General features: G+C 71.2%; 11 protein-coding genes. 8 read left to right on the plus strand and 3 right to left on the minus strand.

Annotation, left to right across the window (positions count from 1 at the left end; translation table 11 throughout):
- Positions 1-48: 48 nt before the first annotated feature.
- Both C3489_RS17520 and C3489_RS17525 read right to left on the minus strand, forming a co-directional pair.
- On the minus strand, positions 49-828 hold the full coding sequence (locus C3489_RS17520; protein WP_103782771.1) for a trypsin-like peptidase domain-containing protein: 780 nt from the start codon (positions 826-828) through the stop codon (positions 49-51).
- A 317-nt stretch (positions 829-1,145) separates the two neighbouring features.
- Positions 1,146-2,054, minus strand: coding sequence for an oxidoreductase (locus C3489_RS17525; RefSeq protein WP_103782772.1), 909 nt, complete (start codon positions 2,052-2,054; stop codon positions 1,146-1,148).
- An 89-nt stretch (positions 2,055-2,143) separates the two neighbouring features.
- Between C3489_RS17525 and C3489_RS17530 the strand changes: the two genes are divergently transcribed.
- The 7 genes from C3489_RS17530 (at position 2,144) to C3489_RS17560 (ending at position 10,293) form a co-directional block, all read left to right on the plus strand.
- On the plus strand, positions 2,144-2,740 hold the full coding sequence (locus C3489_RS17530) for a TetR/AcrR family transcriptional regulator (RefSeq protein WP_103782773.1): 597 nt from the start codon (positions 2,144-2,146) through the stop codon (positions 2,738-2,740).
- Between the two features lie 361 nt (positions 2,741-3,101).
- On the plus strand, positions 3,102-3,410 hold the full coding sequence (locus C3489_RS17535; protein WP_014673544.1) for a hypothetical protein: 309 nt from the start codon (positions 3,102-3,104) through the stop codon (positions 3,408-3,410).
- A gap of 213 nt (positions 3,411-3,623) precedes the next feature.
- On the plus strand, positions 3,624-4,463 hold the full coding sequence (locus C3489_RS17540) for a hypothetical protein (RefSeq protein WP_103782774.1): 840 nt from the start codon (positions 3,624-3,626) through the stop codon (positions 4,461-4,463).
- Positions 4,453-5,802 carry a hypothetical protein gene (locus C3489_RS17545; protein WP_103782775.1) on the plus strand — a complete coding sequence of 450 codons (1,350 nt, stop codon included), beginning with the start codon at positions 4,453-4,455 and terminating at the stop codon, positions 5,800-5,802. Before C3489_RS17540 ends, C3489_RS17545 begins: the two co-directional genes overlap by 11 nt.
- On the plus strand, positions 5,799-7,355 hold the full coding sequence (locus C3489_RS17550) for an SCO6880 family protein (protein ID WP_103782776.1): 1,557 nt from the start codon (positions 5,799-5,801) through the stop codon (positions 7,353-7,355). The genes C3489_RS17545 and C3489_RS17550 overlap by 4 nt, the downstream gene beginning before the upstream one ends.
- A 14-nt stretch (positions 7,356-7,369) precedes the next feature.
- Complete coding sequence (locus C3489_RS17555) at positions 7,370-8,791, plus strand: ATP-binding protein (RefSeq protein WP_103782777.1); 1,422 nt, start codon at positions 7,370-7,372, stop codon at positions 8,789-8,791.
- A gap of 20 nt (positions 8,792-8,811) precedes the next feature.
- Entirely contained in the window at positions 8,812-10,293 is a 1,482-nt protein-coding gene (locus C3489_RS17560) for a type VI secretion protein (protein ID WP_103782778.1), read from the plus strand.
- Positions 10,294-10,306: 13 nt separating this feature from the next.
- Here the strand turns inward: C3489_RS17560 and C3489_RS17565 are convergent, their stop codons facing one another.
- The gene (locus C3489_RS17565; protein WP_103782779.1) at positions 10,307-10,873 is read right to left on the minus strand and encodes a GNAT family N-acetyltransferase; all 567 of its coding nucleotides are present in this window, start codon (positions 10,871-10,873) and stop codon (positions 10,307-10,309) included.
- An 82-nt stretch (positions 10,874-10,955) separates the two neighbouring features.
- Between C3489_RS17565 and C3489_RS17570 the strand changes: the two genes are divergently transcribed.
- Positions 10,956-11,504: an isochorismatase family protein gene (locus C3489_RS17570; RefSeq protein WP_103782780.1), complete on the plus strand. Its 549-nt coding sequence runs from the start codon at positions 10,956-10,958 to the stop codon at positions 11,502-11,504.
- Positions 11,505-11,531: the final 27 nt, after the last annotated feature.

Genomic DNA, 11,531 nt, shown 5'->3' on the forward strand with positions numbered 1-11,531 from the left:
CGACCTTGCCACAAAGATCATTCCGGCGCAGGAGCTCATGACGCCCCGTCAGGGTCCGTACACCGCGTCCCGGTACGCCTCCGCCGCCTCCGCGCCCAGTACGACGCTGTAGGAGACGTCGTCCGTGTCGCCCCCGTCCTCGTGGCCGCCGAGGACGCCCACCACCTGCCCGTCCCCGTTGACCCAGGGGCTGCCGCTGGTGCCGCTGCTGAAGCCGGGGCAGGTGATCCGCTGCTGCGTGGCGCTGTGCGGTTCCGGCTTGTTGGTGCACACGACCGGCGCCTCCTGGTCGTCGGGATACCCGGTGACGGTCACGGCGGTCGCGCCGGTCGTCGTACCGGTGGCGAACCGGTTCGCGCCGACCACGTCCTCCACGTCCCGTCCCTCCCGCCGCGCGAGCACCGCGAAGGCCACGTCGCTGTCCTCGCTGCGGCCCTCCTCCCAGCCGTCCGGCAGCAGCATCCGCTCCACCGGCCACACCCCGTACGGCGCCTTGCCGTACCGGTAGCCCGGCACGAACACCAGGTCCTCGTCGCCGTCGCCGCCCAGGCAGTGCGCGGCGGTGACGATGAGGTCGCGGTGCGGACTGTGCACGACGGAGGCGGTGCAGAAGTGGCCGCCCGTCCAGTCCGCCCGGTCGGCGTGGAAGAGCGCCCCGATCCGGGCGCTGGGCGGCGTCGGGGCGGCCCGCACGGTCACCCCGAGCGGGCCGGGCCCGGCGTCGGCGGCGGCGATGGAGGAGGAGACCCCGGCCAGCAGCACGAGCACGCCGAAGAGCGCGCGCCGGCGAGGGCCCACGGAGCGCACGGAGCGTGAGGAGCGCTTCATCGGCGACCACTGTGGCGGACGAAGGTGAGAGAAACGTCAGACGCGCCGAACCGACGGCTCCCCAGCACGCGGGAACCTCGGCGCGTCGGGCGAAACGACCACGACAACGACCATGACAGGGCTGCCTCCGTCCGTTGGGCACCGCACCGACGAGCACACACGTCCGAGCACTGTCGCCCCGAGCGGCCCCCGGCCATCTCCCACGCCCGCCCGGGCGCAGCAGCCCCACGCTACGACGCCCGGCGCCGCGGCGACACCCGAACGGAGCCACCCCGGTGACAGCGGCCGGCGGATCGGGCCCGGCAGCGGCCGGCGGATCAGGCCCCGGCGACCCCGACCGGGAAGCCCACCCCGGTCAGCTCCTCCGACACCGTCCACAGCCGCCGCGCCGCCGCCGGATCGCTCGCCGCCGCCGAGCGGCCCACCAGGGTCGGCGCCCCGCGCAGCTCGGCGAAGCCGTCGGGGCCGACGTAGCTCGCGCCCGGCACGTCCGCCACCGCCGCGTACAGCGTCGGCAGGGCGCCGGCCCGGTCGTCCTGGGCGAACAGACGGTTGCCGAGCTGCATGAACGCCCTGGTCACCGGGTTCCCGGCGTGGCTCTGCAGGTTGGTCGCCGCCCAGCCGGGGTGGGCCGCGACGGCGCGGACCGGGGAGCCGGCCTCGGCCAGACGGCGCTGCAGCTCCAGCGTGAACAGCAGGTTGGCGAGCTTGGACTGGGCGTAGGCGCGCTGCGGGTTGTAGCGCCGGTCGAAGTTCAGGTCGTCGAAGTGGATCGCCGCCCCGGGCCAGCGGTGGGCGCCCGACGCCACGGTCACCACGCGGTCGGTGACGTGCGGCAGCAGCAGGTTGGTCAGGGCGAAGTGCCCGAGGTGGTTGGTGCCGAACTGGGTCTCGAAGCCGTCCTTGGTGCGCCCCCGCGGCGGCATCATCACGCCGGCGTTGTTGACCAGCAGGTCCAGCGGGCCCTCCCAGCCGGCCGCGAAGTCCCGTACCGAGGCCAGATCGGCCAGGTCCAGGCGCCGCACCTCGGTGCTGCCGCGCACGGTCCCGGCCGCCTCGCGGCCCCGCTCCTCGTCCCGCACCGCGAACACCACGTGCGCCCCGGCCCCGGCCAGCGCGCCGGCGGCCACCAGGCCGATGCCGCTGTTGGCGCCGGTCACCACGGCCGTGCGCCCGGTCAGGTCCGGCATCTCGGAGACATTCCACTTGCTCTGCCTGTCAGCCATGGACCCAATGTAGGCAGCGCCAACAATGCTGTCAATGACAACAAAGCTGACGCCGTCAACAAAGCTGCCACCGCCAACATCGGGATACGATGACCCACATGCCCGCAAGCCGCCCCTACCACCACGGAGACCTGCGCGCCGCCCTCCTCAAGAGCGCCGAACGCACCCTCCGCGACAAGGGCGTCGCCGCACTCTCCCTGCGGGAACTCGCCCGCGACATCGGCGTCAGCCACGCCGCCCCGGGCCGGCACTTCAAGGACAAGCAGGCCCTCCTCGACGCCCTCGCCCTCACCGGCTACGAACGGCTCATCCAGGCCCTGCGGATCGCCGACGCCACCGAGCGCCCCCTGCCGGAGCGACTCACCTCGCTCGCCCGCGCCTACCTCGGGTTCGCCATCGACAACCCGCAGCTGCTGGAGCTGATGTTCGCCCGCAAGCACGAGCCGGACGCCCAGCTCGCCGACGCCGTCGAACGCTCCATCGGCGCCCTCACCCACCTGGTCGCCGACGCCCAGCGGCGCGGCGAGCTCGTCCCGGGCGACCCCGAGCGCATCACGACGGTGATGGCCGCGAGCCTGCACGGCCTCGCCGCCCTCGTCGCGAGCTGCGCGCTCCCCGCGCAGGAGGCCCTCGACGGCCTGGACGAGCACGTCCACCACCTTCTGTACGGCCTCACCCCGCGCTGACCCTCCGTCACCGCGCCCGCGCGCAAAGGTCCCGACGCGCCCTCTTCCCCCGGCCGGGGATAGCCTTCACCCTCGGAACAGTGACACGACCGCTCACCCGATCAGCCGTCAGAAACGGCCCAGGTCACAAGAGGGAACAACGACGGAACCACACGACGGGTTCCGCACCGGCGTCATTGCCCGCGGTGACCTGCCGTGATACACAGAGTGACGATACGACCCGTTGCCAGGTGTTCGTACGAAACCCGCCAACGAATGACGCCAAGTCGACATACGACAGCGGCATCGTCGGCGAGAATGAGGCCTGACCTCTGCACACCGCAGGGGACTGCGGAACTACCCAACAGGGGCGGTGACTTACATGCTCTTTGCGGCCGACAAGGGAGACATCAACACCATCATCGGCGGGATCGCTCCGGACTGGGGCCCCTTCGGCAGCCTGGGCAACGAAGCCAAGGTGATGATCGAGGTGGTGATGGCCGTCGCCATCCTGCTCTGCCTCGGCATCGCCGTCTGGGGCGCCGCCAAGCAGCGTATCGGCGCCACCGCCCTGCGGGACACCTTCAGCGCCGAACAGGGCAAGGGGCTCATCATCGCGGGGCTGACGGGGGTATTCATCATCGGTTCCCTCGGCACGCTGTTCACGATCGTGTACGGCATGGCCGTGTAGCAGGCCCCGTCCGTCCCCTCGTCCTCCCCGTCCTCTCCGGGCACGCCCGGTCCGTCTCACCCACCCGCCCGTCGTGCCCACCGGCTGAGGTTGCGTTTCCCTGATGTCGAGTCACCACACCGCGCCCGCGCGGGAACCAGCACGGCTACCGTCGTACTCCTACGCGGTTCGGTACGAGGTGTTCCTGAACGACGTCGAGGGGGCGTACGCGGCATGAGTCTCGGGGACGAGCACGACGCGACCGCCGGCGGCTACGGCGGCAGCGGCCAGACACGCACACGGCTGCCGGAAGGCTCCGGCGACCCCTACGGCGGGGCCCGCCGCCCCGGCCGCCGCTCCTCCTCCCGGAGCATGGTCACGGTCGTCGGGGTCGTGGTCCTCCTCATCGCGGCCATCGCCTTCGCGAACCGGGGGAGCGGTGACGGGGCGTCGTCCGACGACACGGCAGCGAACAAGCCGAAGACGGCGGCCACGGCAGCCACGGGCACGAAGCCGGTCCAGACAAACACAGCCGGCATCCCAACAGGCTTCGCCCACGACCAACAGGGGGCACAGTCGGCGGCGGCGAACTATGCGGTGACGCTGGGCTCGACCGACATGTTCCACAGAGACAGCCGGCACGGGATTCTCACCGCCCTCTACACGCCGTCCGCCTCGGCGAAGCTGCAGGGTCCGATGGACGCGGCCTATTCGGCGGACTTCCTGGACAAGCTCGGACTCGACCAGAACGGCAACGCTCCGGCGGGGAACACGTTCGTCTCCCGGGTGGTCCCGGTGGGGACCACCCTCCAGCAGTACAGCGACAACACCGCCAAGGTCGCCGTCTGGTACATGGGGCTGATCGGCATGGCGGGGGAGAAGTCCACCGATCCGGTCAAGTCGACCTGGAAGACCTGGACCTTCGACATGCAGTGGGCCGACAACGACTGGAAGATCGTCACGGACTCCCAGCAGGACGGCCCCGCCCCGGTCCCCGGCGACGACAGGGCCGCCTCATCCGACGAGATCAGCAAGGCCATCCAGGAGTACGGAGGGTTCACGTATGCCCGGTAACCCGCACCGCGTGCTCAGGCTCGCCGGGATCGTGACGGCCGTACAGACGACCGGCGTGCTGCTGGCCACCCATGCCGTCGCCGCACCGAGCCCGACACCCACGCCCTCGCCGTCCACGAGCAACAACCCCTGCGACCTCATCGTCGGCGAGGCCAAGAAGTACTGCGAAAAAGGCAACGACGCAGCCCGCGGCAACCGCTCCGTCACCTCCGACCCCACCGCCACCCTCGACCCCCTCTCCTCCCTGGCAAGGGGCTGTGCCGACGCCGCATCCTGGACCGTCGACAAGCTCAGCGCCGCCGTGAAGGAGACCGCCAACGTCGACTTCACCAACCCCAAGTTCCTCCAGCAGTACGCCGTCGTCTTCGCCGCCTCGACCGTCCTCACCCTCCTGCTCTGGCTGCTGGCCGTGGCCAAGCGAGCCGTCCGCGGCGTCCCCCTGAGCACCGCCATCTCCGAGGCCGTCGGCTTCCTCTGGCTCACCGTGCTCGCCTCGGCCTTCACCCCGCTGATCCTCTACACGGTCGTATCAGCCACCGACGGCGTCAGCGACGTCCTCGCCAGGACCACCGGCGACCAGGCCGACACCTTCTTCGGCACCTTCTCCGGCGCCCTGAAGAAGGGCGAGAACATCGGCGGCGGCCCGATCATGCTGATCGTCGTCTCCCTGGTCAGCATCCTCGCCGCCGGCGTCCTGTGGCTGGAGCTGGTCATCCGCGCCGCCCTGCTCTACGTCGGCGCCCTGCTCGGCACGGTCGTCTACTCCGGCCTCGTCGACAAGAACATGTGGGGCCACGTCCGCCGCTGGGCGGGCATCATGATCGCCGTCATCCTGGTCAAGCCGGTCATCGTGATCGTGCTCGGGCTGGCCGGCGCCCTGTCCACGGGCGACGGCCCCGACGCGTTCTCCGCCGTCGTCTCCGGACTGTCGATCATCCTGCTCGCCATCTTCGCCTCGGCGATGATCTACCGCTTCGTGCCCGGCTTCGGCGACGAGATCGTCAACTCCCGCAACAACCGCATCATGCAGGGCGCCGAAGGCAAGGCCGCAGCCGTCCTCAGCTCCCCGGCCAGCCTCGTCGCCCAGGGCATCAAGACGCACAGCACCCGCGCCGACAGCAACGGCGGGGCCGCCGCCTCCGCGGCCGGCACCCCCCGCCAGGCCAACCCCGCCTCCGGCGGCGTCGCCGCGCACAGCGCGCGCACCTCGACCGGTGGTGGCGGCGGAACTGTCCCCTCCGCCGCTCCCCCGCCCCGTTCGAGCAGCCCCGTCAACACCCCGCACGCCAGCAACACCCGCAACAGCAGTACCAACCGCACGGGAGGTGAAGGGCGTTGACGACCGAGTCCCACGTGTCCCATCCGGTCACGCCCCGCCGTACATATCTGATCGGCCGCGCCCGGCCGAACGCCATCGTCGGACGCAACCGCGAACCCGGCGAGCTCGCGCTGATCATCGTCGGCGCGTTCCTCGGCATGATGTGCGGACTCCTCGTCCCCGTCCTCTCCCTGCGCATCGTGCTGCTGATGGGCTTCCCGCTGCTCGCGCTCGCCGCGGTCTACGTGCCCTACAAGCGGCGCACCTTCTACCGCTGGTTCGAGATCAACCGCAGCTACAAGCGCACCCTGCGGCAGGGCGCCACCTACCGCTCCGGCGCCATCGAGGCCGGCACCCGGCTCGACGGCAAGGAGATCGAGATCGGCCCGCCGCCCGGCATCGGCCGGATCAGCTGGCTCGCCGCCCCCTTCGGGCCCGACGAGATCGCCGTCCTCCTGCACGCCGACCGCAGAACCGTCACCGCGGCCATCGAGATCGAGGGCCCCGGCGTCGGCCTGCGCGACAGCGAGGACCAGGAAGCCCTCGTCGACCGCTTCGGCACCCTGCTCAAGCACGTCGCCAACGGCGACGGCTTCGTCACCCGGCTGCAGATGCTCGCCCGCACCCTGCCCGCCGACCCCGACGCCCACGCCAAGGACGTCGCCGTCCGCGGCGACGACAAGGCGCCCGGCTGGCTGCAGGAGTCCTACGACCAGCTGCTGTCGATGGTGTCCACCTCCAGCGAGCAGCACCGCGCCTACCTCGTCGCCTGCATGCACTACACGCGCGAGCTGGCCGCCGAGGCCAACGCCATGGCCCGCTCCGCCCGCACCCACGGCGGCAAGGTCGACCGCGACGCCGGCCTGGCCGTCGTCATGGCCCGCGAGCTCACCGACATCTGCTCGCGCCTGCAGGAGGCCGACATCCGCGTCCGCCAGCCCCTCGGCCAGGGCCGGCTCGCCTCCCTCATCCACTCCATGTACGACCCGGACCACCCCATCGACCACATCCAGGCGATGACCAAGCGCAACGCCTGGCCGGCCGAGCTGGACGCCCGCGAGCCCACCTTCCTGCAGGCCAAGACCCGCGAGTCCTCCACCCGCGCCCCCTGGTGCCACGCCACCGCCTGGATCAAGGAGTGGCCGATGACCCCGGTCGGCGTGAACTTCCTCGCGCCGCTCCTCGTCCACACCCCCGACGTCATCCGCACGGTCGCCGTCACGATGGACCTCGAACCCACCGAGGTCGCCATCGAGCGCATGCTCACCGAGAAGACCAACGACGTCGCCGAGGCGTCCCGCGCCGCCAAGATGAACCGCACGGTCGACCCGCGCGACATCGCCGCCCACAACCGCCTCGACCAGCGCGGCGAGGACCTCGCCAGTGGCGCCGCCGGAGTGAACCTGGTCGGCTACATCACCGTGTCGTCCCGCTCCCCGGAGGCGCTCAACCGCGACAAGCGCACCATAAGGGCCTCGGCCGGAAAGTCGTATCTGAAGCTGGAGTGGTGCGACCGCGAGCACCACCGCGCCTTCGTGAACACACTTCCGTTCGCCACCGGCATCCGAAGGTAGGGGCTGATTCGCCGATGCGGGATCCGCTGTCCGTCCTCACCGACGCCTTCACGTCCTTCCTGTTCGGGAAGGTAGAGACGACCCGGCTGCCCGTGCGCACCTCCACGGGCCAGGCGCAGGCGGTCTACCTGCCGACCGCCGCCCCGGGCCTCGGCGACTCCGGCGTCATCATCGGCCGCGAGGTCTACTCCGGAAAGGGCTACATCTACGACCCCTTCCAGCTCTACGGCCAGCAGCTCCCGGCCCCGCACTGGCTCGTCCTCGGCGAGTCCGGCAACGGCAAGTCGGCCCTGGAGAAGACGTACGTCCTGCGCCAGCTGCGCTTCCGCGACCGTCAGGTCGTCGTCCTGGACGCCCAGGGCGAGGACGGCGTCGGCGAGTGGAACCTGATCGCGCAGGAGCTGGGGATAACTCCCATCCGGCTCGACCCGACCGCCGCCCTGGACCACGGCATCCGCCTCAACCCCCTGGACCCGGCGATCACCACGACCGGCCAGCTGGCGCTGCTGCGGACCATCATCGAGGTGGCCATGGGCCACGGCCTCGACGAACGCGCGGGCTTCGCCCTCAAGGTCGCCCACTCCTACGTCAACGAGACGATCGTCGACCGCCAGCCCGTCCTGTCCGACATCGTCGAGCAGCTACGGCACCCCGAACCGGAGTCGGCCGAGGCGATGAACGTCGCCATAGACGACGTGCGGGCCTGGGGGCTGGACGTCGCCCTGGTGCTGGACCGCCTGGTCGACGGCGACCTGCGCGGCATGTTCGACGGCCCGACCACGGTCGGCATCGACCTCGACGCCCCGCTGATCGTCTTCGACCTCTCCCACATCGACCGCAACTCCATCGCCATGCCCATCCTCATGGCGATCGTCGGCGTGTGGCTGGAACACACCTGGATCCGCCCCGACCGCAAGAAGCGCATCTTCCTCGTCGAAGAGGCCTGGCACATCATCAACAGCCCCTTCGTGGCCCAGCTGTTCCAGCGGCTGCTGAAGTTCGGCCGCCGCCTCGGCCTGTCCTTCGTCGCGGTCGTCCACCACCTGTCCGACGTCGTCGACGGCGCCGCCGCGAAGGAAGCGGCCGCGATCCTGAAAATGGCCTCGACCAGGACCATCTACGCCCAGAAGGCCGACGAGGCCCGGGCCACGGGCCGCGTGCTGGGCCTGCCCCGCTGGGCGGTGGAGATCATCCCGACGCTCACCCCCGGCATCGCGGTCTGGGACGTCAACGGCAACGTGCAGGTCGTCAAACACCTGATCACCGAGGCCGAACGTCCCCTGGTCTTCACCGACCGCGCGATGACCGAGTCCTCCGCCGACCTCGCCGACGACGCCCTGCGCGCCGCCGAGCTGGAGGCCGAGGAACGGGCGGCGGCGTTCATGGAGCAGCACCTGGCCGACCTGGGCGGCTCGTCCGAGTCGACGGTGGCCTAGGCGAAGCGGGGAGGGCAGTCATGAGACCGGGTGACGACCGCGACGGCCGCCGCGAGCAGCAGGGCGGCATCCCCGACGGCCTGCTGATCGGCATACTCGCGTTCCTGCTCGGCATGACCCTGCTGGTCTGGACGGCGACGGGCCTGGCCGCCCTCTTCTCCCACGGCTCCTGGCCCACCGAGGTCACCTTCACCCGCACCCCGCTGGCCATGCGCCACCTGATCGGACAGCCCCACGACATCCCCGGCGCCTGGCCCGACACCCCGGCCGGCGAACTCTCCGGCTACGGCCTCTTCTGGGGCCTGTTCATCGGCCAGCTGATGGTGCTGCTCGTTCTGACGGTGTTCGTGATGGGCACCCTGGCCCGCTGGCGGGCGGGCCGCACACGACGCCGGCAGGAGAAGGCGGCGGCCCCGGCCGCGCGGCAACCGGAAACCCCCGAGGTCCCGGTCCCACGAACCGAACCCGCCCGCCCGGAACTGCTGCTGCCGGACCCCGTACCGGCGACCGAGGCGGAGCACCCCGCCACCCCGCTCACCGCCGAGCAGCCGACGACCGGCTGGGACGCCCTCCGCCCCGCGGGCACCGTGCACTACGCCCCCAGGGAACACCGCCGAGCGACGGCCGCCCTGGCCGTACGGGACGCCGAAGGCCCCGCCCTGGTGGTCACCTCGGACCCACGGCTGTGGCAGGACACCAAGGACGCCCGCGCCAAACTCGGCCCCACCCACCTCTACGACCCGGCGCACCTCTGCGACACCCCGGCACGCTTGCACTGGTCGCCCACCACCGGCTGCGAGGACAAACAGACGGCCAAGGACCGCGCCGCCGCCCTCCTCGCCCCCGTCCGCCCCACCTCCCGCCTCGACCAGGCGGTCGGCGACACCGCGGAAACCATCCTCCGCAGCTACCTGCACGCCGCCGCCATCGACGGCCGCACCCTGCGCCACGTCCACCGCTGGTCCCAGGGCACCCAGATCCAGGACGCCGTCCGCGTCCTGCGGACGAACCCCAAGGCCGCCGCCGGTTCCGCCGGCGAACTGGAAGCCGCGCTCACCGCCCACCCCGACCGCCGCGACATGGCCCAGGAGCTGCTCACCCGCGCCCTGTCGGCCCTGTCCACGGTCAACATCCGCGAGGCCTGCACCCCAAACCGAACTGATGCCCTCGCCTTGGATTCCTTCGTCCATGAAGGGGGCACCCTTTATGTGGTGGGTGAATCCATCGAGGACCCCAGGACCGACCCGGGCGCGATGCCCCTCCTGACGGCCCTCGTCTCCAGCGTGGTCGAGCGCGGCCGGCGCATGGCCGAACGGTCATCCTCCGGTCGGCTCGACCCACCATTCACGCTGGTCCTGGACGACATCGCCGCCGTCGCCCCGCTCCCCCAGCTCCCGGACCTCCTGTCCGGCGGAGCCGACCGGGGCCTGCCGACGCTGGCCCTGCTCCGCTCCCGCGAACAGGCCCGCTCCCGCTGGCCCCACGACGAACTCCCCGTCTGACCCGCGGCTCCGGTCAGAGCCGCTCCAGCACGAACTCCAGCTCCGACTCACCGGGCGCGTCCCCCAACGGCACGGTGACCCCGCTCGGCACGAAGCCCACCTTGCGGTAGAAGGCCTGGGCCCGCCGGTTGTCCTCGTGCACGATCAGCCGCACCCGCTCCAGGCCGATCCCCCACGCCCACTCCAGCGCGGCGTCGAACAGCGCCTTGGTCAGCCCGGTCCCCCGGTGCTCGGGCCGCACATACACCCCGACGACATGCCCCTGCCGCCGCTCCACCGGAAACCCGGCCCAGTCCGTCGTGCCGGCCTCCTCGACCAGCACGGTGGCCGTGCCGACCCACCTCCCGCCGGCCGCTTCGGCGACGAACTGCCGCGCCCCGGACGCCCCCTCACCGGAGCCTGCCGCCCGCTCCTGCCAGAAGGAGTCCGGCCGCTCGACGGCGTTCTCGTACGTCTCCAGGAACGCCAGATGGGCGAGGGGGTCCCGCAGGGAGGCGAGCCGCAGCTCCCGCACGGCACGCCACTCCTCGGCCCGTATGGGACGGACGACCGGGTCACCACCGCTGATCAGGGAATCCATGCGGCCACGGTAACCATCGCCCGTCCGCCCCACACCTGATATTCGGCCGTCGTTGTCAGTGGCAGCACCTACTGTGAGCGCCATGACGACACTGCCCGACAGACCCAACACCGCACTGATCATCATCGACGTCCAGAACGGCGTGGTGGACCAAGCCCACAACCGGGACGCCGTCGTGGCCAACATCCGCACCCTGACGGACAGGGCCCGCACGGCCGAGGTGCCGGTGATCTGGGTGCAGCACTCCGACGAGGACCTGGAGTACGGCAGCAAGAGCTGGGAGTACGTCCCGGAGCTGGTCCGCCTCGACAGCGAGCCGCTCGTCCACAAGAAGTACGGGGACTCCTTCGAGGACACCGACCTGGAAGCCGTCCTGGCCGAGCACAAGGTGGGCCGGCTGGTGGTCACCGGCGCCCAGACGGACGTCTGCATCCGCTCGACCCTGCACGGCGCGATCGTCCGCGGCTACGACGCGACCCTGGTCGCCGACGCACACACCACGGAAGACCTCACCAAGTACGGAGCCCCTGCCCCGGAACAGGTCATCGCGCACACCAACCTGTACTGGCGCTGGCACGCGGCCCCCGGCCGCAAGGGCGGCACGACGACCACCGCGGACGTCACCTTCTAAAAGGCGTCCGTAAAACTCTCCGTAAAC

Origin of the sequence: Streptomyces sp. Ru71, from assembly GCF_002920535.1 — a bacterium.
Lineage (GTDB): Bacteria > Actinomycetota > Actinomycetes > Streptomycetales > Streptomycetaceae > Streptomyces.

Excerpts from the sequence above, each read along its gene's own strand:
- C3489_RS17545 (WP_103782775.1), top strand. The coding sequence starts at position 4,453 with ATGCCCGGTAACCCGCACCGCGTGCTCAGGCTCGCCGGGATCGTGACG.
- C3489_RS17560 (WP_103782778.1), top strand. The coding sequence starts at position 8,812 with ATGAGACCGGGTGACGACCGCGACGGCCGCCGCGAGCAGCAGGGCGGC.
- C3489_RS17525 (WP_103782772.1), bottom strand. The coding sequence starts at position 2,054 with ATGGCTGACAGGCAGAGCAAGTGGAATGTCTCCGAGATGCCGGACCTG.
- C3489_RS17535 (WP_014673544.1), top strand. The coding sequence starts at position 3,102 with ATGCTCTTTGCGGCCGACAAGGGAGACATCAACACCATCATCGGCGGG.
- C3489_RS17540 (WP_103782774.1), top strand. The coding sequence starts at position 3,624 with ATGAGTCTCGGGGACGAGCACGACGCGACCGCCGGCGGCTACGGCGGC.
- C3489_RS17530 (WP_103782773.1), top strand. The coding sequence starts at position 2,144 with ATGACCCACATGCCCGCAAGCCGCCCCTACCACCACGGAGACCTGCGC.
- C3489_RS17555 (WP_103782777.1), top strand. The coding sequence starts at position 7,370 with ATGCGGGATCCGCTGTCCGTCCTCACCGACGCCTTCACGTCCTTCCTG.
- C3489_RS17565 (WP_103782779.1), bottom strand. The coding sequence starts at position 10,873 with ATGGATTCCCTGATCAGCGGTGGTGACCCGGTCGTCCGTCCCATACGG.
- C3489_RS17520 (WP_103782771.1), bottom strand. The coding sequence starts at position 828 with ATGAAGCGCTCCTCACGCTCCGTGCGCTCCGTGGGCCCTCGCCGGCGC.
- C3489_RS17570 (WP_103782780.1), top strand. The coding sequence starts at position 10,956 with ATGACGACACTGCCCGACAGACCCAACACCGCACTGATCATCATCGAC.